Source organism: Micromonospora sp. WMMD980 (genome assembly GCF_029626035.1).
Classification (GTDB): Bacteria; Actinomycetota; Actinomycetes; order Mycobacteriales; family Micromonosporaceae; genus Micromonospora.
In genome coordinates this window covers 4,449,697-4,471,675 of sequence record NZ_JARUBE010000003.1, presented here as the reverse complement: position 1 = coordinate 4,471,675, position 21,979 = coordinate 4,449,697, and the positions used below count along the sequence as shown (strand labels likewise).

At 74.5% G+C, this 21,979-nt stretch carries 17 protein-coding genes and 1 pseudogene; 6 read left to right on the top strand and 12 right to left on the bottom strand.

Annotation, left to right across the window (positions count from 1 at the left end; all coding sequences use genetic code 11):
* Positions 1-15: 15 nt before the first annotated feature.
* From cydC to deoC, 9 genes and pseudogenes are all read right to left on the bottom strand, one after another.
* Positions 16-1,734 (bottom strand): annotated as a pseudogene (cydC, locus tag O7618_RS20945) (thiol reductant ABC exporter subunit CydC); the annotation flags it as partial.
* 14 nt (positions 1,735-1,748) lie between these two features.
* Positions 1,749-3,428, bottom strand: coding sequence for a thiol reductant ABC exporter subunit CydD (gene cydD / locus O7618_RS20940; RefSeq protein WP_278107822.1), 1,680 nt, complete (start codon positions 3,426-3,428; stop codon positions 1,749-1,751).
* Positions 3,425-4,447 (bottom strand): cytochrome d ubiquinol oxidase subunit II, encoded by a 1,023-nt coding sequence (locus O7618_RS20935; RefSeq protein WP_278107821.1) that lies wholly within the window; start codon positions 4,445-4,447, stop codon positions 3,425-3,427. The genes cydD and O7618_RS20935 overlap by 4 nt, the downstream gene beginning before the upstream one ends.
* Before the next feature lie 10 nt (positions 4,448-4,457).
* Positions 4,458-5,708, bottom strand: a complete 1,251-nt coding sequence (locus O7618_RS20930; protein ID WP_278107820.1) for a cytochrome ubiquinol oxidase subunit I — start codon at positions 5,706-5,708, stop codon at positions 4,458-4,460.
* Between the two features lie 100 nt (positions 5,709-5,808).
* Positions 5,809-6,714 (bottom strand): M56 family metallopeptidase, encoded by a 906-nt coding sequence (locus O7618_RS20925; protein ID WP_278107818.1) that lies wholly within the window; start codon positions 6,712-6,714, stop codon positions 5,809-5,811.
* A 10-nt stretch (positions 6,715-6,724) separates the two neighbouring features.
* The gene (locus tag O7618_RS20920) at positions 6,725-7,177 is read right to left on the bottom strand and encodes a BlaI/MecI/CopY family transcriptional regulator (RefSeq protein WP_278107817.1); all 453 of its coding nucleotides are present in this window, start codon (positions 7,175-7,177) and stop codon (positions 6,725-6,727) included.
* A 32-nt stretch (positions 7,178-7,209) separates the two neighbouring features.
* Positions 7,210-8,034 (bottom strand): aldehyde dehydrogenase family protein, encoded by an 825-nt coding sequence (locus tag O7618_RS20915; protein ID WP_278107816.1) that lies wholly within the window; start codon positions 8,032-8,034, stop codon positions 7,210-7,212.
* The gene (locus tag O7618_RS20910) at positions 8,027-9,457 is read right to left on the bottom strand and encodes an aldehyde dehydrogenase family protein (protein ID WP_278107814.1); all 1,431 of its coding nucleotides are present in this window, start codon (positions 9,455-9,457) and stop codon (positions 8,027-8,029) included. The genes O7618_RS20915 and O7618_RS20910 overlap by 8 nt, the downstream gene beginning before the upstream one ends.
* Before the next feature lie 5 nt (positions 9,458-9,462).
* Entirely contained in the window at positions 9,463-10,422 is a 960-nt protein-coding gene (gene deoC / locus O7618_RS20905; RefSeq protein WP_278107812.1) for a deoxyribose-phosphate aldolase, read from the bottom strand.
* A 137-nt stretch (positions 10,423-10,559) separates the two neighbouring features.
* Here deoC and upp point away from each other — a divergent pair, with 137 nt between their 5' ends.
* Positions 10,560-11,192, top strand: a complete 633-nt coding sequence (gene upp, locus O7618_RS20900) for a uracil phosphoribosyltransferase (protein WP_181571631.1) — start codon at positions 10,560-10,562, stop codon at positions 11,190-11,192.
* Positions 11,193-11,320: 128 nt separating this feature from the next.
* The gene (locus O7618_RS20895) at positions 11,321-12,001 is read left to right on the top strand and encodes a GPP34 family phosphoprotein (protein WP_278107811.1); all 681 of its coding nucleotides are present in this window, start codon (positions 11,321-11,323) and stop codon (positions 11,999-12,001) included.
* Between the two features lie 84 nt (positions 12,002-12,085).
* Here O7618_RS20895 and O7618_RS20890 read toward each other — a convergent pair whose 3' ends face one another.
* Both O7618_RS20890 and O7618_RS20885 read right to left on the bottom strand, forming a co-directional pair.
* Complete coding sequence (locus tag O7618_RS20890; protein WP_278107810.1) at positions 12,086-13,750, bottom strand: phospho-sugar mutase; 1,665 nt, start codon at positions 13,748-13,750, stop codon at positions 12,086-12,088.
* Between the two features lie 49 nt (positions 13,751-13,799).
* On the bottom strand, positions 13,800-15,815 hold the full coding sequence (locus O7618_RS20885) for a serine/threonine-protein kinase (RefSeq protein WP_278107809.1): 2,016 nt from the start codon (positions 15,813-15,815) through the stop codon (positions 13,800-13,802).
* A gap of 204 nt (positions 15,816-16,019) precedes the next feature.
* On the opposite strand from O7618_RS20885, the gene O7618_RS20880 reads away from it, so the two are divergent.
* The gene (locus O7618_RS20880; protein WP_278107808.1) at positions 16,020-17,603 is read left to right on the top strand and encodes a methylmalonyl-CoA mutase family protein; all 1,584 of its coding nucleotides are present in this window, start codon (positions 16,020-16,022) and stop codon (positions 17,601-17,603) included.
* A 482-nt stretch (positions 17,604-18,085) separates the two neighbouring features.
* Positions 18,086-19,345 carry an amidohydrolase gene (locus tag O7618_RS20875; protein WP_278107807.1) on the top strand — a complete coding sequence of 420 codons (1,260 nt, stop codon included), beginning with the start codon at positions 18,086-18,088 and terminating at the stop codon, positions 19,343-19,345.
* On the opposite strand, the gene O7618_RS20870 is transcribed toward O7618_RS20875, so the two are convergent.
* Positions 19,302-20,264 carry a DUF4349 domain-containing protein gene (locus O7618_RS20870; protein ID WP_278107806.1) on the bottom strand — a complete coding sequence of 321 codons (963 nt, stop codon included), beginning with the start codon at positions 20,262-20,264 and terminating at the stop codon, positions 19,302-19,304. The two genes, O7618_RS20875 and O7618_RS20870, sit on opposite strands and share 44 nt — an antisense overlap.
* A gap of 123 nt (positions 20,265-20,387) precedes the next feature.
* On the opposite strand from O7618_RS20870, the gene O7618_RS20865 reads away from it, so the two are divergent.
* Together O7618_RS20865 and O7618_RS20860 are read left to right on the top strand one after the other, a co-directional pair.
* Positions 20,388-21,020: an MBL fold metallo-hydrolase gene (locus tag O7618_RS20865; protein ID WP_278107805.1), complete on the top strand. Its 633-nt coding sequence runs from the start codon at positions 20,388-20,390 to the stop codon at positions 21,018-21,020.
* Positions 21,013-21,960: a hypothetical protein gene (locus O7618_RS20860; protein ID WP_278107804.1), complete on the top strand. Its 948-nt coding sequence runs from the start codon at positions 21,013-21,015 to the stop codon at positions 21,958-21,960. The genes O7618_RS20865 and O7618_RS20860 overlap by 8 nt, the downstream gene beginning before the upstream one ends.
* The last annotated feature ends 19 nt before the right edge of the window (positions 21,961-21,979 follow it).

Below are 21,979 nucleotides of genomic sequence, written 5' to 3'. Positions count from 1 at the left end.
TCCCCTACCACCGGCTCAGGGGGCGAGCGCCAGATAGCCGCGCTCGGCCGCCTCCTGGCGCTGCCACTGCTCCCGGTACCAGCCGGGCCGCGCCACCAGCTCGTCGTGCCGGCCGCGCTGCGCCACGTCGCCGTCCTCCAGCACCACGATCTCGTCCAGACCGGCCAGCCCGCTGAGTCGGTGGCTGATCAGCAGCACCGAGTGCCCCGACGGGGTGGCGGCGAGCGCGGACGCGAGCACCGCGTCGGCCGCCGCCGGGTCGAGGCCCTCGGTCGGCTCGTCCAGCACCAGCACCGGCGGGGCGGCCAACAGCGCCCGGGCCAGCGCGAGCCGCTGCCGCTGCCCGCCGGAGAGCTGCCCGCCCTGCTCGCCGACCACGGTGTCCCACCCCTCGGGCTGGTCGCGGACCCAGTCCAGCAGCCCGGCCGCCCGGGTCGCCTCGGCCAGCTCCGCGTCGTCGGCGTCCGGCCGGCCGAGCAGGAGGTTCTCCCGCACCGTGGCGTGGAAGACGTACGCCTCGGCGAGCAGGCCGCCGACCAGTCGTGGCAGGTGCTCGGCGGGGAGGTCGGCGATCGGGGTGCCGTCGACGGTGACCCGGCCGGCGGCGGGGCGTACCGCGCCGGTGAGCGCCGCGGCCAGGGTGCTCTTGCCGGCCCCGCTCGGCCCGACCACGGCCACCCGGCGGCCGGCCGGCAGGTCCAGGTCGAACCCGGCCAGCGCGGGCGCGGCCCCGGCCCGGTAGCGGACCGTCACGTTCTCGAACCGCACGTCGTGGCCGCCCGACGCCGGTGGCGCGACGGTGGCCGGCGTCGTCGCGGCGGGCTCGGCGAGCAGGTCGGCGACGCGGGCCAGCCCGGCCCGGAGCTGGGTGCGTTGCCGTGCGGCGGCGACCAGGGCGAGGGCCACCTCGACGGCGGCCAGCGTGCCCACCGCGAGCACACCGACCAGCACCCCGCCCACGTCGGCGCGCAGCGCCACGACCACCACCGCGGCCGCGGTCAGGCCGCCCACCAGCACGCCGGCCGCGTCCACCGCGAAGCCGGTCGCGGCGAGCCGGCGTTCCAACCGGGCCAGCCGGTCGGCCCGCCCCCGCGCGGCGGCCAGCGCCGCGTCGGTCGCCCCGAACGCGGCCAGGTCGGCGGCGCCGTGGGTGAGGTCCACCGCGTCCACCGCCAGCGCGCCACGCAGCGGGGCCACCTCGTCGGCGGCGCGCCGGGTGAGGCGGGTGGCCAGCGCGGGCAGCGCCACCCCGGCCGCCAGCAGGCCGAGCGCGAGGACGCCGGCGGCCGGTGGCGAGATCAGCGCCGCGCCCCCGACCGCGAGCACGCTGACCAGCGCCGCCGCGGACCCCGGCACGAGCACGCGCAGGAGCAGATCCTGGGCCGCCTCCACGTCGGAGACCAGCCGACTCAGCGCGTCTCCGGTACGCCCGCCGGCGGACTCGCGCCGGGCGGCGAGCGCGGCGAAGACCCGGGCCCGGACGTCGGTGACCATGCGCAGCACGGCGTCGTGCCCGGCGAGCCGCTCGGTGTAGCGGAAGACGCCCCGGCCGACCGCGAGCGCCCGTACCGCGACGATCGCCACGGTCAACCGGTCGAGCGGCGGCTGGCCGGCGGCGCTCATCAGCAGCCAGGTGGCGGTCGCCATCAGCGCCAGCCCGGCGAACTCGGTCGCCGCGGCGAGCAGCCCGGCGCCGAGCAGCCGGCCCAGGTAGGGCCGGGCCAGCCGCAGCACCGCCCGCTCGGCGCTCACCGGGGCACCGCCGGGCCGGTGGCGGTCGGGCGCAGTTCGGTGACCCGGCCGGCGGAGACGCGCAGGATCCGGTCGGCGTCGGCCAGGAGCGCCGGCCGGTGCGCGACCAGCAGGGCGGTCCGGCCGGCGACCAGCCGCCGGGTGGCGGTCAGGACGACGGCCTCGCTGGCGCTGTCCAGCCGGGCGGTCGGCTCGTCGAGCAGCACCAGCGGGGCGTCCCGGAGGAACGCCCGAGCCAGCGCCACCCGCTGCCGCTGCCCGCTGGACAGGCCGTGGCCGCGCTCGCCGAGCACGGTGTCGAGCCCGTCGGGCAGCGCGTCGACCACCTCGTCCAGCGCCGCGTCGGCGACCGCGCCGGCCAGCGCGGTGTCGGCGGCCGGCGCGCCGAGGCGGATGTTGTCGGCCAGTGACCCGGCGAACAGGTGCGCCCGCTGCGGCACCCAGGCCAGCTCGCGGCGCCAGGCGTCGAGGTCGACGCCGGCCAGGTCGACTCCGTCCACGGTGACCCGGCCGGCGGTCGGTGCGACGAAGCCGAGGAGCAGGGTGAGCAGCGTGCTCTTGCCCGCGCCGCTGGGGCCGATGACGGCCACCCGCTCGCCGGGGCGGATGGTCAGCGTCACGTCGCGCAGCGCGGTGGTCCGGTCGTACGCGACGGTCACGCCCTCGAAGCGGATCTCGCCCCGGCCGCTCGGGGACGTGCGCCCGGCGGCGGCCGGCACTGTCGCCTCGGTGGTCGCGGAGAGCGTGAGCGCCTCGTCCAGCGCGGTCAGCCCCTCCATGCTGGCGTGGAACCGGCTGCCGGCGGCCCGCAGCGGCAGGTATGCCTCCGGGGTGAGCAGCAGCACCAGCAGCGCGGTGGAGAGCGTGATCCCGCCGCCGAGCAGGCGGATGCCGACCGGCACCGCGACCAGCGCCACGGAGAGCGTGGCGACGAGTTCCAGGACCAGCGCGGACAGGAACGCGATCCGCAGCGTCCGCATGGTGGCCTGGCGGTGGCCGTCGGCCATCCGGCGCACCACGTCCACCTGGGCCCGGGCCCGGCCGAACGCGCGCAGCGTGGGCAGCCCGGCCACCATGTCGAGGAAGTGCCCGCCGAGCAGCGACAGCCGCCGCCACTGGCGCTCGGTGGCGGCCTGTGCCTGCCAGCCGAGCAGCGCGCCGAAGATCGGGATGAGCGGGATGGTCAGCGCGATGATCAGCGCCGAACTCCAGTCGGCGAACACGATCCGGGCCAGCACCGCCGCCGGCACGGTCACGCTCAGCACGAGCTGCGGCAGGTAGCCGGTGAAGTACGGGTCGAGCGCGTCCAGACCGCGACCGGCGAGCGTGGCGAGCTGACCGGCCCGCCGGCCGGCGACCCAGGTGGGGCCGTGCCGGCCGACCGCCCGCAGCAGATCGGCGCGCAGCGCCGCCTTGACCGTCGCGGCGGCCCGTGCGGCCACCGTGCCCTGCGCCCAGCTCACCAGCGCCCGGGCGGTGACCGCCCCGAGGAAACCGGCGAGCGCCGCCCGGTGCAGCCGCCCGTCGATCGCGGTCGCCAGCAGCGTGGCCAGCGCGGTGGCCTGGGCGACCACCAGCAGCGCGGTGAGCCCGCCCAGCACCGCGAGCACGGCGAGGTCGCGCCGGGCCGCGGGGACCCGGCGCAGCAGACGCGGGTCGAACGGGCGGCGGTTCACCAGTACACCGGTGCCCTGCCGTCGATCCGTCCCCGGAACACCCACCAACACATCGCCTGAAAGCCTAGTAGGGCCGGCAGGAGCGGCAGCACGAGCCAGCCCAGCAGCGCCAGCGTCGGGCGGCTCGCGGCCGCGTCGGCGACGGTGAGCGACGTCGCCGGGTCGGTGGTGGAGACCAGGACCCGGGGCCAGAGCGCGGCGCCGACCAGCGGCGCGGGCAGCGCCAGCGCCGTCGCGGTGGCGGCGAAGGCCACCCCGGCCCGGCCCCGGCGCAGCGCCGCGCGGGCCACCAGCAGTGCCGCCACCAGCGCCACCGGCAGGAGTACGGCGACCGCCGGTCGCGCCACGGCGGCGCGTACCCGGTCGGAGAGCAGGCCCAGCGCGGTGGCCGCGCCGACGGCGGTGAGCGCGGCGGGCACCAGGCCGCGGGCCAGTCGGGCGAGCGCCGGCGCGTCGGCGGCCGGCAGCCGGAGCGTGAGGAAGGTCGCACCGTGCAGCGCGACCAGCGCGACGAGCGCCAGCCCGGCGGCGGCCACGAACGGGGTGACCACGTGACCGACGCCGGCGACGTGCCCGTCGGCGGTGAGCGGCACGCCCTGGAGCAGGCCGCCGAGCAGCGCGCCCCAGCCCAGCGCGGCGAGCACGCCGCCGACCACCACGATCCGGTCCCAGCCGGCCCGGGCCACCTCGCCGCCGGCCCGGCCGCGCAGTTGCACGCCGGCGGTGACCAGCACCACCCCGCCCAGCGCGCCGAGCACGACCGGGTAGAAGCCGGAGAGCAGTTCCCCCTCCAGCGTGGGGAACGCGCCGAACAGGATGCCGACCGTGGCCACCAGCCAGACCTCGTTGCCGAGGAAGAACGGGCCGACGGCGGTGAGCGCGACCCGGCGGGCGAGCGCGTCGCCCGGTCCGGTGCCGGCGCGCCGGGCCAGCAGCAGGCCGACGCCGTAGTCGTAGCCGCCGAGCACCAGGTAGGCGGCGAAGAAGAGGCCGAGCAGGGCGTACCAGGCGAACTCCACGACGGGCTCCTCAGGCGAACACGGGCTGGTGGTGGTGGTCGTCGTGCTCGGGCGCGGGCGGGCGGCCGAGCAGCGGGTCGCGCGCGCCCCGGGCGGCGTGCCGGGCCAGCAGCACCCAGTTGGTGACGGTGAGCGCGCCGAGCAGCAGGCTGAACCCGATCAGCGAGGCGAGCATCAGCCCGGCCGGGACCGGGGAGACGGCCTGCGCGGTGGGCAGCAGCCCGTACGCCACCCAGGGCTGGCGGCCCACCTCCCGGGCGATCCAGCCGAGCAGCACCGCCACGAACGGCAGCGGCAGGCCGAGCAGGACCAGCCAGAGCGGGAACCGCAGCCGGATGATCCAGTCGCGCCAGAGCAGCGGCAGCAGGAGCCAGACGCAGCCCAGCGCGAAGCCGATCAGGATCATGAAGCCGAGGCCGACGCTGGACAGCACCGGCGGATCCCAGTCGCCGGGGCCGAACCGGGCGGTCCACTCCGCGATCGTCGCGTCCCGGTCCGGGCCGCCGCCGAACTTGGTGGGCTGGAGCTGCCCGACCGGGCCGAACTGGGCGAAGCCGAAGCCCTGCACCGCGCTGACCGCGAGCGCCGCGGTGACCAGCCCGAGCCGCAGCGAGGTGCGGAACAGCGCGAAGTCGGGCGTGCGGCGCAGCAGGTGCCAGGCGCTGACCGCGGCCATCAGCAGGCCGCCGGTGACCAGGCTCGCGGAGACCACGTGCCCGAACGCGAAACCGAACGTGGGGTTGGTGAGCAGCGCGCCGAAGTCGGTGAGGTGGGCGACGCCGTCCCGCACCTGGTAGCCGACCGGGTGCTGGAGCCAGGCGTTCGCCACCATGATCCAGAACGCCGAGGCGTACGCGGTGATCGCCACGCCCCAGAGCAGCGCCAGGTGCAGCCCCCGCGGCAGCCGGTGCCAGCCGAAGATCCACATGCCGAGGAACGTGGACTCCAGGAAGAACGCGACGAGCGTCTCGATGGCCAGCGGCGCCCCGAACACGTTCCCCACGTAGCGCGACAGGCCGCTCCAGTTCAGGCCGAACTGGAACTCCAGCACGATCCCGGTGGCGATGCCGAGCACGTAGTTGATCACGTAGAGCTGACCCCAGAACCGGGTCAGCCGCTCGTAGACCGGCTTGCCGGTGAGATAGCCGGCGGTCTGGAGCACGACCAGCAGGGTGACCAGGCCGAGCGTGACCACCACGAAGAGGAAGTGCAGCGAGGTGGTGGTGGCGAACTGGAGGCGGGCGAGGAGCAGGGGATCCACGGCGGTTCTCCCACGGGTTGGTTCGCTTGTCATAGCGACCCTACACGTAGCTTGCCTACCTATAGGGGCGCGCGAACCCGGAGAAGTCCCGTAGGGGTCGTCAGCTCAGGAACAACGAGATCGGCAGCGCGACGAGCGTGCCGGCCACCGCCAGCGCGGTCGCGCCCAGCAGCCGCGGCGGGCGGTCCGCGACCAGCAGGCGCTGCACGCGTACGTCGAGATCCTGGTCGCCGATGCCGAGCGTGCCGGCCGGCGTCACCCGGTGCCCGGCGGCGGCGAACCGGCGCAGCGCGCCCGCCAGCGGCGCGTCCGCGTGCAGCTCCCGGGCCTTGTCGTCGGCGCGCATCTCGACCAGCAGCGCCACCCGGGCGTGCGCCTCGCGCACCCAGCCGAACCAGGGCAGCGCCCGGCACAGCGCGGTGAACGGCAGCAGCACCAGATCGTGCCGCTCCTGGGCGTGCGCCCGCTCGTGGGTGAGCACCGCGGCCAGCTCCGCCGGATCCAGCAGGTCGACAGTGCCGGCGCTCACCACCACCCGGGGCCGCACCCCGGGCAGGCAGTATGCCGCCGCGCTCGGGTGGTCGAGCACCAGCGCGCCCGGCACCGTCGGGTCGCGCCGGGCGACCAGGCTCAGCAGCTCCCGGTGCCGGCGCTGGGCGCGGACCGCGCCGTGCACCGCGCGCACGGTCGTGGTGAGCAGCACCGCGCCGATGCCGAAGCCCACCCCGACCAGGCCGAGGTGCGCCGCGCCCACGCCCGGCGGCAGCGTGCCGTGGACCAGGTCGTCGGCGAGCGCCAGCAGGGCGCCCCCGGTCGGCCGGTCGTAGGCGGCGAGACCCACCGCCATCGGCAGGCCCATCGCGGAGAGCCCGAGCGCCAGGCCGACCGCCTGCCAGCAGACGATCGCCACCCGGGGGGCGCGCCACGTCCACCGCGCGGCGGCGAGGACCTGCGCGGTCAGCCAGCAGGCCAGGACGGTCGCGGCGAAGTGCACGGCGTACGCCACGGCGGCCGCCCTACCGGTCCGTCGCCTCGTCGAGCGCCGACCCGGCGGACCGTCGCGGGTCCTCGACCCGGTCGGTCAGCCCGGCGTTCGGAGCTGTCCCGGCGGCCTCGGCGCCGAGCGCCGCGCGCAGCACGTCCGCCTCGGTGCCGGTCACCGAGCGGGCGAAGCGCACCAGCGCGGCGTCCCGGCTGCCGCCGAGGTCGAGGGCGTCGAGCATGAGCTGGGCGATGTGCGCCTCGCGGGTGGCGGCGGGCCGGTAACGCCAGGCCCGCCCCTCCCGCTCGCGCTGCACCATGCCCTTGCCGGCGAGCCGGTCGAGCACCGTCATCACCGTGGTGTAGGCCAGCTCACGCCCGTCGAGCGCGTCCGCGACCTCGCGCACGGTCACCCCGTCGGGCGTGGTGGGCGCCGAGTCCCACAGCACGTCCATCACCGCACGCTCAAGGTCCCCCAGCCGAGTCACCCGTCAATCCTACCCCGCGTAGTAGACCTGTCTCAGACGCCCTTGGGGTGCCAGACCGTCTTGGTCTCCAGGAGCGTGGTCATCCGGGCCAGGCCCGGATCGGCGTGCCAGTCGTGGTCGGCCGGGGCCGGGCGGAGCACCCGCTTGAGGTTCTCCGCGGCCTTGACCTCCAGCTCCACCGCCAGCTCGGCGTCGGTCACGCCGGTCAGGTCGACGGCGTTGACGTCCATGTGCGCGGCAAGCGTCGGCGCGGTCTCGGTGATCTTCCCGGTGAGGATGTTGACCACGCCGCCCGGCAGGTCGGAGGTGGCCAGCACCTCGGCCAGCGTCACCGCCGCCAGCGGCGTCGCCGGGGAGGCGGCCACCACCACGGTGTTGCCGCTGACGATCGCCGGGGCGATCACGCTGACCAGGCCGAGCAGCGCCGGCGCCTCGGGCGCCACCACGGCCACCACGCCGGTCGGCTCCGGGGCCGACAGGTTGAAGTACGGGCCGGCCACCGGGTTCGCGCCGCCGTAGACCTGCGGCAGCTTGTCGGCCCAGCCGGCGTACCAGACCCAGCGGTCGATCGCCGCGTCCACCTCGTCGGCCGGTACGCCCAGCGCCACGAACTGCTCGCGTCGGCCCTCCAGCATCTCGGCCACCCGGTAGAGGATCTGGCCCCGGTTGTAGGCGGTCGCCCCGGCCCAGCCCTTCACCGCGGCCCGGGCCGCGACGACCGCGTCCCGCGCGTCCTTGCGGGAGGCCAGCGACACGTTGGAGTCCTGCACGAGATACGACCGTCCCGACTCGCTGCGCGGGAACTTCCCGCCGATGAAGAGCTTGTACGTCTTACGTACCGCGACCCGCTCAGACATTGAGGTACCCCTCCAGCCCGTGCCGGCCGCCCTCGCGACCGTAGCCCGACTCCTTGTAGCCGCCGAACGGCGACGTCGGGTCGAACTTGTTGAACGTGTTGGCCCAGACCACGCCGGCGCGCAGCCGGTCGGCCGTCCAGAGGATCCGGGAACCCTTGTCGGTCCAGATCCCGGCCGACAGCCCGTACGGCGTGTTGTTGGCCTTCTCCACCGCCTCCGCCGGGGTGCGGAAGGTCAGCACGGACAGCACCGGGCCGAAGATCTCCTCGCGGGCGATCCGGTGCGCCTGGGTGACCCCGGTGAAGATGGTCGGCGCGAACCAGAAGCCGCGGTCGGGCAGCTCGCACGGCGGCGACCAGCGCTGCGCGCCCTCGGCGGCGCCCACCTCGGACAGCTCGCTGATGCGCGCCAACTGCTCGGCCGAGTTGATCGCGCCGACGTCGGTGTTCTTGTCCAGCGGGTCACCGACCCGCAGGCGGGCCATCCGGCGCTTCAGCGACTCCAGCACCTCGTCGGCGACCGACTCCTGCACCAGCAGGCGGGAACCGGCGCAGCAGACGTGCCCCTGGTTGAAGAAGATGCCGTTGACGATGCCCTCGACCGCCTGGTCGACGGGCGCGTCGTCGAAGACGATGTTGGCGGCCTTGCCGCCCAGCTCCAGGGTCAGCTTCTTGCGGGTGCCGGCCACGGCCCGCGCGATGGCCCGGCCGACCTCGGTGGAGCCGGTGAACGCGACCTTGTCCACGCCCGGGTGCTCGACCAGCGCCCGGCCGGTGTCACCGGCGCCGGTGACGATGTTGACCACGCCGGCCGGCAGGTCGGCCTGCTGGCAGATCTCGGCGAAGAGCAGCGCGGTCAGCGGGGTGGTCTCGGCCGGCTTCAGCACCACCGTGTTGCCCGCCGCGAGCGCTGGGGCGATCTTCCAGGCGAGCATGAGCAGCGGGAAGTTCCACGGGATGACCTGCGCGGCCACGCCCAGCGGGCGCGGGTTCGCGCCGAAACCGGCGTGTTCCAGCTTGTCCGCCCAGCCCGCGTAGTAGAAGAAGTGCGCGGCGACGAGCGGCAGGTCGACGTCGCGGGACTCGCGGATCGGCTTGCCGTTGTCCAGCGACTCCAGCACGGCCAGCTCGCGGGAGCGCTCCTGGATGATCCGGGCGATCCGGAACAGGTACTTCGCCCGGTCCCGGCCCGGCATCGGACCCCAGACCTTCTCGTACGCCTTGCGCGCGGCGCGGACCGCACGGTCCACGTCCTCGCGACCGGCCTCGGCGATCTCGGCCAGGACCTCCTCGGAGGCCGGGTTGACCGACTTGAAGCTGCCGCCGTCGGACGGGTCGACGAACGTCCCGTCGACGAAGAGCCCGTACGAGGGCTTGATGTCGACCACCGAGCGCGACTCGGGGGCGGGTGCGTATTCGAACATCGCGTTCAGTCCAGGGTGAAGTAGTCGGGGCCGGCGTAGACGCCGGTCGTCAGCTTGGTGCGCTGCATGAGCAGGTCGTTGAGCAGGCTGGACGCGCCGAACCGGAACCAGTCCGGGTCGAGCCAGTCGGCGCCGACCGTCTCGTTGACCATGACCAGGTACTTGAGCGCGTCCTTGGTGTTCTTGATGCCGCCGGCCGGCTTCACGCCGACCTGCCGCCCGGTGGCGGCGCGGAAGTCGCGGACCGCCTCCAGCATCACCAGCGTCACCGGGAGCGTGGCCGCGACCGGGACCTTGCCGGTGGAGGTCTTGATGAAGTCGCCGCCGGCCAGCATGGCGAGCCAGGAGGCGCGCCGCACGTTGTCGTAGGTGGCCAGCTCGCCGGTCTCCAGGATCACCTTCAGGTGCGCGTCCCCGCACGCCTCCTTGGTGGCCACGATCTCGTCGTGGACCTCCTGGTAGCGACCGGCCAGGAACGCGCCCCGGTTGATCACCATGTCGATCTCGTCCGCGCCGGCCTCGACGGCTGCCCGGACGTCGGCGAGCTTGATCTCCAACGGGGCCTGTCCGGACGGGAACGAGGTCGCCACGCTGGCCAGGTGCACGTCGCTGCCGCGCAGCACCTCGGCCACGTACGGGACCATCGCCGGGTAGACGCAGACCGCGCCGACGTGCGGGCAGCTCGGGTCCGCCGGGTCGGGCCGCAGCGCCTTGGCGGCCAGCGCCCGCACCTTGCCCGGGGTGTCGGCCCCCTCCAGGGTGGTCAGGTCGACCATCCGGATCGCCAGGTCGATCGCCTCGGCCTTGGCCGTGGTCTTGATGGAGCGGGTGCCGAGTTGGGCCGCCCGCTGCTCCGCGCCGACCTGGTCCACGCCCGGTAGGCCGTGCAGGAAGGTCCGCAGAGCGGTCTCGGATCGTCCCAGCTCGGAGAGGTCCGACCGGGCCGACGTCGCTGTCGCCGTCATGCCCCGAATAGTACGCACCCGCGAGTCGAGTGATCTTGGTCACGGCGCAGCCGCCGGGGCGCCGCATACGTGAGCGGCGTCGCTGGTCGGGCCGCACCCGGCGTACGCCGGCCCGGCGACCGGTAGGTTGAGCGATCGTGGACGTAACCGTCATTGACCATCCGCTCGCCCAGACGCGGCTGACCGCCATGCGGGACGCCCGGACCGACTCCGCGTCGTTCCGGGCCGCGCTGCGCGAACTCACCACCATGCTGGTGTACGAGGCCGCGCGCTCCTTCCCCGTCGAGAACTACTCGATCCAGACCCCGGTCACCGCCACCGAGGGCACCCGGCTGGCCAACCCGCCGCTGCTGGTGCCGGTGCTGCGGGCCGGGCTCGGGATGGCCGACGCCGCGCTCGCCCTGGTGCCCGAGTCGTCGATGGGCTTCGTCGGCCTGGCCCGCGACGAGGAGACGTACGAGCCCCGGGCGTACATGGAGTCGCTGCCCCGGGACCTCAGTGGTCGGCCGGTGCTGGTGCTCGACCCGATGCTGGCCACCGGCGGCTCGCTGGAGCACTGCTGCCGGCTGCTCGCCGACCGGGGCTGCACCGACATCACCGTGCTCTGCGTGCTGGCCGCGCCGGTCGGCATCGAGCGGCTGGAACGGTCCGGCCTGCCGCTGCGCCTGGTCACCGCGTCCATCGACGAGGGCCTCAACGATCGGATGTTCATCGTGCCGGGTCTCGGCGACGCCGGCGACCGCCAGTTCGGCGGCATGCCGCGCTTCTGAACCGGCGATTCACGGAAAGAGGGCCCGATCCGCTCGGACGGGCCCTCTTTCCGTGAATCGGGCGGTGCGGGGGAGCACCCTCGGCGAGTCCGTGCGCGGGGTGCGGGGAGGCGCTAGCGTTCCGGGCCATGACTGGTGTTGCGCTCGCCGAGGAGCTGCTGCTCCTCGCGTATGACGACGAAACCGGCAAGGCCGCGATGCCGCGGATCAGCCTCGACCTGGGCATGGCCGCCGCGGTGCTGGTGGAGCTGGCGCTGGCCGGCCGCGTCGCGTACGCGGACGGGAACCTGGCGGTGGTCGACCCGGCGCCCACCGGCGAGCCGATCGCGGACGCGGTGCTCGCCAAGATCGCCGCGGACACCCCGCACACGCCGTCGTCCTGGGTGCAGCGGCTGCGGCACGGGCTGCGCGAGAAGATCCTCGGTGACCTCTGCGGCCGGGGCGTGGTCCGGGACGTCGACGAGACCGAGCTGGGCTTCATCCACGTGCACCGCTACCCGGTCGCCGACACCTCCGTCGAGGCGGACATCCGGCGACGGCTGGCCGAGGCGCTGACCAGCGGTCAGCTCCCGGACGAGCGCACCGCCGCGCTGGCCACGCTGGTCGCGGTGCTGCGGATGGAGCCGGCGCTCGGGCTCACCGGCACCGCCGCCGACGAGGCCGGCACGCGCCTGGAGGAGATCGCGACGGGTGCCGGCTTCTCCGGCACGGTGAGCCTGGACGACAGCGTGGTGCGCCCCTCGGTGAGCCTGGTCGTCGCCGCCCTCGCCCAAGCCGTCGACCAGGCCCTCGGCAAGCGCCCGGTGTAAGGAGGGGCCCCCTTTTAACGCCTCCGGTAGAGAAGGGGCCCCCTCTCACACCCCGGGTGTTAAGAGGGGGCCCCTCCTTACACCTCAGAGGCCGAGGGCGGCGGCGATCTCGGTGCGCAGCTCGGTGACCGCCGCGCGGGCCCGGTGCCGGGCCGCGGCGACGTCGCCGCCCGTGACCGGCTCCACCACCTCCAGGTACGCCTTGAGCTTCGGCTCGGTGCCGGAGGGCCGGATCACCACCCGGACGGCGTCGGTGCGCAGGATCACCACGTCCGCGTCGGGGAGCAGGTCGGACGCCTCGGTGACCGGGTGCCCCAGCAGCGTGGTCGGGGTGGCCGCCCGGATCCGCGCCATCGAGTCCGTGATCACCCGCAGGTCCGCCACCCGCACCGAGAGCTGGTCGGTGTGGTGTACGCCGAACTCGGCGGCCAGCTCGTCCAGCCGGTCGGTGAGGGTCCGGCCCTCGGCCTTGAGCCCGGCGGCCAGCTCGGCGACGGTCAGCGCGGCGGTGATGCCGTCCTTGTCCCGGACGTGCTCCGGCGCGACGCAGTAGCCCAGCGCCTCCTCGTAGCCGAAGACCAGCGGCTCCCGACCGCCGCCGGCCCGGACGATCCACTTGAAGCCGGTGAGCGTCTCGTCGTAGGGCAGGCCCCGGGCCGCGCACATGGCGCGCAGCAGCGTCGACGAGACGATGGTGGTGGCGTACAGGCCGGTCACCCCGCGCCGCATCAGGTGGTCGGCGAGCAGCGCGCCCACCTCGTCGCCGCGCAGCATCCGCCACGACCCGGCGTCGCGGACCGCCACCGCGCAGCGGTCCGCGTCCGGGTCGTTGGCGACGGCGAGGTCCGCGCCGGTCCGGTCGGCGAGCGCGACCAGCAGGTCCACCGCGCCCGGCTCCTCCGGGTTGGGGAAGCTGACGGTGGGGAAGGCCGGGTCCGGCTCGGCCTGCTCGGGCACCACGCCGGGCACCCCGAACCCGGCCCGGGCGAACGCGGCGGTCAGCACCGCCGCCCCCACCCCGTGCAGCGGCGTGTACGCCACCTTCAGGTCCCGTGGTCCGGCCGGGGCGACCACCGCCGCGGCCCGGTCCACGTACGCGGCGACGAGGTCGTCACCGAGCACCTGGCCGGCCGGGCCGAGGGGCACCTCGGCGAGCGCGCCGACCGCCCGGATGGCCGCCTCGATGCCGGCGTCGGCCGGCGGCACGATCTGCGCCCCGGCGCCCAGCTCCCCGCCGAGCCGCGCGCCCAGATAGACCTTGTAGCCGTTGTCCTGCGGCGGGTTGTGGCTGGCGGTGACCATCACCCCGGCGACCGCGCCGAGCTGTCGCACCGCGAACGCGAGCACCGGCGTGGGCAGCGGGCGGGGCAGCAGCAGCGCCGGCCGGCCCGCGCCGGTGGCGACCTGCGCGGTGCGCTCGGCGAAGGCACGCGAGCCGCGCCGGGCGTCGTACCCGATCACCAGCGGGCCTTCGCCGCCCTGGGCGGCGAGCCAGCCGACCAGCCCGGCGGCGGCCTGGGTGACCACCGCGAGGTTCATCCCGTTCGGCCCGGCGCGCAGCGGGCCGCGCAGCCCGGCGGTGCCGAAGGTCAGCGGGCCGGCGAACCGGTCGGCCAGCTCGGCGGCCGTGCCGGGCAGCCCGTCGAGGACGGCGCGCAGCTCGGCGCGGTCGGCCGGGTCCGGGTCGTCGGCGAGCCAGTGCTCGGCGCGTACGCGAAGGTCGTCAAGGTCAGTGGTATCCGCCGCCATGGCCTCATGAAAGCACGGCGGCGGATCACCACTGGCCGTCGGCCTCGACTCAGTTGGCCGCCGTGAGCTGGAAAGAACCGACCATCGCGTCGAAGATCGGCTTGCTCTCGGCGAAGGTCGCCTCGCTGGCGGTGAGGTAGAACGAGTAGACCTTGTCGCCCTGCACCACGCCGCGCCACACCCCGTGCCGCTTGGCGTCACCCTCGCCGCAGGTGTATTCGAACTCGGCCGCCGGCTTGCCGGCCAGGGTCGTCTCGTTCATCGCGAGCTGTTCGTAGGGCTTGGCGCAGGACTTGCTCTTGTCGCGCAGGTTGCGTGAGGCGAACTCGGCCCAGCTGATCGACGTGCCACCCCAGTCCTCCGCGAGCAGGCGCACCTTGCGGCCGGAGTCCTGTGGGTCGACGTAGTCGACGAAGACGCCACCGGTCTTGCGGTCCCAGCCCTTCGGGATCTGGACCGTCATGCCCTTGGTGGTCTGCTGCTGCATCTCCACCGGCGGGGCGGCGGCCGAGCTGGACGGCAGGGTGCCCACGATCGGCGGGGGAGCGTCGTCGCCGCCGCTGGTCAGCGCGATCACGCTCACCAGCAGCACCACGGCCAGACCGCCGGCGGCAGCGAGCTGGACCTTGCGGGGCCACGCCTTGATCCGCCCGACGAGACCCTTCGCGGCACCGAACGCCCCGCCGCTCGCGGCCGGCGCGGTGGCCGGGGTGGTCCACGGCTGGCCGGTGCCGGTCACCGACCACTGGTTGCCGCCGCCGTACACCGGGCGGGTGGGGTCGGCGCCGCCGCCGTAGGTGGCCGGCGGGCCGGTGGGCACGCGCTGGGTGGCGTCGGAGCCGGCGCCCTGGCCGAAGCGGACCGTGGCGTCCGACGAGATGCGCTGGGTGGCCCCGGGCGCGTCCGGCCCGGACATCGCGCCGGTGGGGGTGTGCAGCGGCCCGGCCAGCGCGTCGGCACTGGTCTCGTCGAGCGCCGCGGCGCCGGCCGCGGGCGTCGCGCCGGGGCGCTCGCCGCGCCGCAGGGCGGCGAGCCGGTCGGTCAGCGACTCGCTCGGGCCGATCATCGCCCGGCCGCCGATCTGCCCACCCGGCTTGGGCTCCGGGGCGGCCGGCGGCGGCGTGGTCGGGCGCGGCACCGGCACCACGGCGTACGGGTCGGTGACCGAGTTGACGGCGGTGGCGGTGCTGGTCAGCGGGCCGGCGAGCAGCTCGCGCAGCATGGCCCGGGCCCGGTGCACGTCCAGCCGGCGGGCCGGGTCCTTCTCCAACAGGCCCATCAGCACGCCGGTGAGCGGGCCGCTGCGCTGCGGCGTGGCCGGCGGATCCTCGACCACGGCGTGCATGGTCTCGATCGGGTCGCCCTTGTCGAACGGGGGCCGCCCCTCGACCGCGGTGTAGAGCGTGACGCCGAGCGAGAACAGGTCGCTCGGCGGGCCGAACTCCTGGCCCATGGCCCGCTCGGGGGAGATGAAGTGCGGCGAGCCGAGCACCATGCCGGGCGTGGTGAGCTGCACGTCGGTGGGCATCCGGGCGACGCCGAAGTCGGTGAGCACGCAGCGACCGTCGGAGCAGATCAGCACGTTCGCCGGCTTGACGTCGCGGTGCAGCACGCTGAGCGCGTGCGCCACCTCCAGCGCGCCGAGCAGGGCGATGCCGATCTTGGCGACCGCGCGGGGCGCGACCGGCCCGTCCTCGATCACCATGTCGGCCAGGCTGCGGGCGTCCAGCAGCTCCATCACGATCCACGGGCGGCCACCCTCGGTGACCACGTCGTAGACCTGCACCACGGCCGGGTGCTGGATGGCGGCGGCGGCGCGGGCCTCACGCAGCGTGCGTTCGTAGAGCGCGTCGCGGTCGCTGGGGGCGAGCCCCGGCGGGAGCACGACCTCCTTGACCGCCACGTCGCGGCGCAGCAATGTGTCGGTGGCCCGCCAGACCGTGCCCATGCCACCGTTGCCCACCGGGGAGCGCAACGAGTAGCGACCACCGATGGTGGTGCCGGGCGCCGCGCGTCCAGTGGGGGGACTGGCCGGTCCACCGCTCCACGTCGGAATCTGAGTCACAGAAAAGCCACCGGGGGATATCGAGGGGGCTGGGACACAACCCCTCTATCTTGCTGGTTCCGACGCCCGATGCGAAACCCGACGCGACGGGCGTTTACCTACTCGACGGTATGTGGGCAGCTACTCACCTCCGGTGGGCCGCCCGCTTCCCGGTGTGCGGTATCCCTCACCCGTCCGGTGGCGACCGCGTCCTACCATCCGGTAATGAGCGATGCGCGGTCAAGCGAGTCGGGTTTCCCGATCAAGGGCGTCTACACGGCGGCCGACCTTCCGGCGGACCTGGATTCCCGGTTGGGCGAGCCGGGCGACTACCCGTACACCCGCGGGGTCTACCCGACGATGTACACGTCCCGTCCGTGGACCATGCGGCAGTACGCCGGCTTCGGCACCGCCACCGAGAGCAACGCCCGCTACCACCAGTTGCTGCGCGCCGGCACCATGGGCCTCTCCGTCGCGTTCGACCTGCCCACCCAGATGGGGTACGACTCGGACGACCCGATCGCGCACGGCGAGGTCGGCAAGGTCGGCGTCGCGATCGACTCCATCGAGGACATGCGCACGCTCTTCGCCGACATCCCGTTGGACAAGGTCTCCACCTCGATGACCATCAACGCGCCGGGCTCCGTGCTGCTGTTGCTCTACCAACTGGTGGCGGAGGAGAACGGGGTGCCCGGGGCGGCGCTCAACGGCACCATCCAGAACGACATCCTCAAGGAGTACATCGCCCGGGGGACGTACATCTTCCCGCCGAAGCCCTCGCTGCGGCTGGTCGCCGACACCTTCGCCTACTGCCGGGCCGAGGTGCCGAAGTGGAACACCATCTCGATCTCCGGCTACCACATGGCCGAGGCCGGCGCCTCACCCGCGCAGGAGATCGCGTTCACGCTGGCCAACGGCGTGGAGTACGTCCGGGCGGCGCTCGCGGCCGGGCTGGCCGTGGACGACTTCGCGCCCCGGCTGTCGTTCTTCTTCGTGGCCCGCACCACGCTGCTGGAGGAGGTCGCCAAGTTCCGGGCGGCCCGCCGCATCTGGGCCCGGGTGATGCGCGAGCAGTTCGGCGCGAAGAACCCGAAGTCGATGATGCTGCGGTTCCACACCCAGACCGCGGGGGTGCAGCTCACCGCGCAGCAGCCCGAGGTCAACCTGGTCCGGGTGGCGGTGCAGGGTCTCGGCGCGGTGCTCGGCGGCACCCAGTCGCTGCACACCAACAGCTTCGACGAGGCGATCGCGCTGCCCACCGAGAAGGCGGCCCGGCTGGCGCTGCGCACCCAGCAGGTGCTGGCGTACGAGACGGATCTCACCGCCACGGTCGACCCGTTCGCCGGGTCGTACGTGGTGGAGGCGATGACCGACGAGTTGGAGGCCGCGATCACCGCGCTGATGGAGCGGGTCGCCGACCACGGCTCGGCGGTGGACGCGATCGAGGCCGGCTTCCAGAAGCGGGAGATCGAGCAGTCCGCGTACCGGATCGCCCAGGAGATCGACTCGGGTGAGCGGGTGGTGGTCGGGCTCAACCGGTTCCGGATCGACGAGGAGGAGCCCTACGAGCCGCTGCGGGTGGACCCGACGATCGAGGCGGCGCAGGCGGAGCGGCTGGCCAAGCTGCGCGCCGACCGGGACGCCGGCGCGGTCGAGCGGGCGCTCGCGGAGTTGCGGGCCGCGGCCGAGGGCGACGCCAACGTGCTCTTCCCGATGAGGGAGGCGCTGCGGGCCCGCGCCACGGTGGGCGAGGTGTGCGGGACGCTGCGCGCGGTGTGGGGGGTGCACCGGCCGAGCGACCGCTTCTGACGCGTCCCGACGGCGGCCCGTGTCGGCGCACCCCGGGGTGCGCCGACACGGGCCGCGTCCCGTCCGGGTGTGCGATGTCGGAATAGGGGTAACCCGATCGGGTGAACGGGACGGACAGTCTGTGCGGTCGCGCACGGCGCGGTCATGTCACCGTCAGGAGTCGCCCGGCAGCCGAATGTTGTCGGCCAATTGTCGGAGCGGCAGTTAATTGCCGCGACTAATGCGACAATTCGGAACGACGACTCGCTATTTGGTGACCGATGAAACGGTTACGCGTTGTAGGAGGTGGGGTGCAGATGACGGCGTCCGACCACGATCTACCTGCTGTCCCGCAGATATTCGAGCACTCCCACCAGGGCGTTCGTGACGCTGCGCGGTCCGACCGCTACACGAAGGATGTTGCGCAGCGTCACCGTCAAGGGTCTAGGCTGTCTGCTGTCCTACCCGATGATCCATCCCTCTCTAGTGATCGAGAATTCGACGTGACGAGTGCGTTGACGCTGTCTTCTGGCGGCCCGCTGGCGTCGTCCCGGCCCGAGTCGCCGACCGGTTCCCAGCCCCTGCCCTTCGAGCTCGACCATCTGCTCGCGCTGCGGGTACCCGGCCTCATCGCGACCCGTCGTCACATCCATTCCCACCCGGAGTTGTCGGGCGAGGAGTTCGAGACGGCGGCCCTGGTGCACCGCGAGCTGTCCCTCGCCGGGCTGAAGCCGCGCCTCCTGCCTAAGGGCAACGGCGTCATCTGCGACATCGACGGCCGCCCGGACGGGCCGGTGGTCGCCCTCCGCGCCGACATCGACGCGCTGCCGCTGAGCGACTCGAAGGACGTCCCCTACCGCTCGACCGTGAACGGCGTCTGCCACGCCTGCGGCCACGACGTGCACACCGCCGTGATGCTCGGCGTCGGCATGCTGCTCGCCCAACTCGCCGACCTCGGGGAACTGGACGGCCGGGTCCGGCTGATCTTCCAGCCGGCCGAGGAGATCCTGCCCTGCGGCTCGCTCGAGGTCATCGAGGCCGGCGGCCTGGACGACGTGGTGCAGATCTTCGCGCTGCACTGCGACCCGAACCTGCCGGTGGGCAAGGTCGGCCTGCGGGTCGGCCCGATCACCGCCGCCGCGGACAACGTCACCGTCCGGCTCACCGGGCCGGGCGGGCACACCGCCCGCCCGCACCTGACCGTCGACCTGGTCGACGCGCTCGGCCGGCTGGTCACCGAGGTGCCGACGCTGATCAGCCGCCGGGTGCCGGCCAACAGTGGACTGCTGCTGGTGTTCGGTCACGCGTCGGCCGGCACCCGCTACAACGTCATCCCCTCCGAGGCGTCCGCGGCCGGCACGCTCCGGGTCATGGACCGGGACACCTGGGACCAGGCGCCCAAGATCGTGGCGCAGGTGGTGCGCGACGTACTGGCCCCCACCGGCGCCACCGTGGACCTGGAATACCTGCGGGGCCGCCCGCCGGTGACGAACGACGCCGGAGCGATCGGCGTGTTCACCGCGGCCACCGCGTCGGCGCTCGGGCCGGAGGGCATCGCCGAGACGCCGCAGAGCATGGGCGGCGAGGACTTCTCCTGGTATCTGGAGCACGTCCCCGGCGCGCTCGCCCGCCTCGGCGTCGGCCGGAACGGTCCCAACGTGGACCTGCACCGGGCCTCCTTCGACGTGGACGAGCGCGCCATCGAGGCGGGCGTGCGCCTCATGGTCCAGACCGCGCTGCGGGCACTGGTGGCGGCGCGCTGACCGGACCGCCGGGCGGCCCGAACGGCGGTCCCGGCGGCGTCGGTGCGGCCGGCGGTGGGGTCCGCCGGGGCCGGCGGCGTCGCCACCGCAGCAGCAGCCACAGCGGTACGCCGAACACCACCGCGAACGGCAGCAGCGCGCCGAGCACGGTGAGCAGCACGCGCACCGAGGTGCGGAAGACCGCCCAGCCGCCACCGAGGCCGCTGAGGAAGCCGAGGTCGGCGCCCTCCTCGGCGGTGCTGGCGTCCCGGCCCAGGAACGTCACGGTGATGGTGGAGAGCGCGGTGAGATCGGCCAGCCGGCGCTTGCGCGCCTCCAACGCGGCCAGGTCCGCCTGCCGGGTGCCCACCTCGTTCTCCAGCGTGACCAACTGGTCCACGGAGTTGGCCTGGGCGAGCAGCTTGCGGGCGCTCTCCACCCGGGCCCGCTGGGTGGCGATCCGGGCGTCCAGGTCGACCACCTGCTCGGTGACGTCCTCGGTGCGGATCTCCCGGCGTTCCTGCCGGCCGTAGCCGGCCAACTGGTCGATCACGCCGGCGAACTTCTCCGCCGGCACCCGCAGCGTCAGCACCGCCCGGGCGTCGGACGACTGGCTCGACCGCCGGTCCCCGCCGACGAAACCGCCGGCCGCGGTGACCGCCGTGGTCGCCTCCCGCGCCGCGGTGTCCACGTCGTCCACCCGGACCTGCATCGTCCCGGTGTAGACGATGGACCGCTGGTCCACCCGCAGGTCGGCGCCGCCGGTCCCGCCGGGCGCCGCCTGGTCCCGCCCGGCACCACCCTCGGCGGCCGGCGCCGCCGCGTCCCCGCCGCCGCTGTCCCCGCCGCTGTCCCCGCCCGCGCTGCAGGCCCCCACGGCCAGCACCGCGGCGAGACCCACCGCTGCCAGGGCCACGCCCCGGAGTCGTCGTCCGCCCATCTCCCCGCTCCGATCGTCGACGGCCCCGCGAGCCGGGACCGATACCTCGGACGCGACGCGTTGTCGCGCCGGTTCCGGCAGACTGCGCTCAGGACGTCACGATTCGATAATCGAGGAGTCACGATGCAGCTCACCAAGTACGCCCACTCCTGTCTCCGGGTGGAGCACGACGGGGGAGTCCTCGTCGTCGACCCCGGTGTCTTCAGCGCCGCGGCCGAGGCGCTGGACGGGGCGGACGCGGTGCTGATCACCCACGAGCATCCGGACCACGTGGACGTCGCCGCGTTGACCGCCGCGCTCCAGCGGCGGCCGGTGCCGGTGCACGGCCCGGCGTCGCTCGCCGGCGTGCTCGGCGACGCCGCCGAGGCGCTCGTCGCGGTCACGCCGGGGGAGTCGTTCACCGCGGCCGGGGTGCCGGTCCGGGCGTACGGCGGCCAGCACGCCGTCATCCACCCGGACCTGCCGGTGATCCCGAACCTGGGTTACCTCCTCGACGACACCGTCTACCACCCGGGCGACGCGCTGTTCGTCCCCGACGACGTCCGGGTCGACACGCTGTTCGCCCCGATCCACGCGCCCTGGTCGAAGTTCTCCGAGGTGCTCGACTTCATCCGCGCGGTCGCCCCCCGGCGGGCGTACGCGCTGCACGACGGGCTGCTCAACGCCAACGGATTCGGGGTGCTCGACCGGCAGTACACCGCGATGTCGAACACCGACTACCGCCGTCTGGAGCCGGGCACCCGGATCGATGCCTGACGTACCCGCCGAGGTGGTCCGGCGGCTCTACGCCACGCCACCGGAGAGGTTCGTCGCGGCCCGGGACGCCGCCGCCGCGCAGGCGCGCGAGGCCGGCGACCCGCGTGTCGCCCGGGAGATCGGCCGGCTGCGGCGACCCACCGTCGCGGCCTGGCTGGTCAACCTGCTCGCGATCCGGCGACCCGAACTGGTCGCCGACCTGACCCAGCTCGCCGCGTCGCTCCGTGCCGCGCAACGCGACCTGCGCGGCGGCAAGCTCCGAGAGCTCTCCGCCCAGCGCCGTGCCGTGGTGGGAGCGCTCGTCGCCGAGGTACGCCGGCTGGCCGCCGCCGAGCCCGCCGCCCCACCGGTCGGGAAGCTGCCGCTGGGCGAGGTGGAGGCCACGCTCAACGCCGCGCTCTCCGACACCGACGTGGCCGAGCAGGTACGCGCCGGACGGCTGCTGCGGGCCAGCCACTACGCCGGGTTCGGCGAGGTGCCCCGCCCCCAGTTGCGGCTGCTCACCGGCGGCGACGAGGCGGAGGAGACCGGGGCGGCGAGGTCCCGCGTACCGGATCGGGCGGCCGAGCGGGCCGAGGCGCGCCGGGCCCGCGACGAGCGGGCGGCGCGGGCCGAACGGGCGAAGCGGCGGCGGACGGCCACCCGCGAACTGGAGAAGGCGCGCGCGGAGTTGGGCCGGGCCGAGACGGACCGGTCCGGGGCCGAGCGGGCCGAGCGGGACGGCGCGGCCACGCTGGACCGGATCGAGACCGAGCTGGCCGAGCTGGAGCGCCGCCGGGCGGTGGCCGAGCAGGAGCTGAGCCGGGCCCGGCTGGCCCGGCGGGCCGCGGAACGGGTGGTCACCGCCGCCCGGCGACGGGCCGGCGAGGTGGAGGCCGTGTTGGAGGCGCTCGACGCCGAAGAGGGGGATGCCGAGGCCGGTGCCGAACGGGCAGACTGAGCGCGATGAACGGCCAGGG

Coding starts and splice junctions, on each gene's coding strand:
- O7618_RS20915 (WP_278107816.1), bottom strand. CDS start 8,034: ATGTCTGAGCGGGTCGCGGTACGTAAGACGTACAAGCTCTTCATCGGC.
- O7618_RS20890 (WP_278107810.1), bottom strand. CDS start 13,750: ATGGCGGCGGATACCACTGACCTTGACGACCTTCGCGTACGCGCCGAG.
- O7618_RS20895 (WP_278107811.1), top strand. CDS start 11,321: ATGACTGGTGTTGCGCTCGCCGAGGAGCTGCTGCTCCTCGCGTATGAC.
- O7618_RS20865 (WP_278107805.1), top strand. CDS start 20,388: ATGCAGCTCACCAAGTACGCCCACTCCTGTCTCCGGGTGGAGCACGAC.
- deoC (WP_278107812.1), bottom strand. CDS start 10,422: ATGACGGCGACAGCGACGTCGGCCCGGTCGGACCTCTCCGAGCTGGGA.
- O7618_RS20870 (WP_278107806.1), bottom strand. CDS start 20,264: ATGGGCGGACGACGACTCCGGGGCGTGGCCCTGGCAGCGGTGGGTCTC.
- O7618_RS20880 (WP_278107808.1), top strand. CDS start 16,020: ATGAGCGATGCGCGGTCAAGCGAGTCGGGTTTCCCGATCAAGGGCGTC.
- O7618_RS20910 (WP_278107814.1), bottom strand. CDS start 9,457: ATGTTCGAATACGCACCCGCCCCCGAGTCGCGCTCGGTGGTCGACATC.
- O7618_RS20860 (WP_278107804.1), top strand. CDS start 21,013: ATGCCTGACGTACCCGCCGAGGTGGTCCGGCGGCTCTACGCCACGCCA.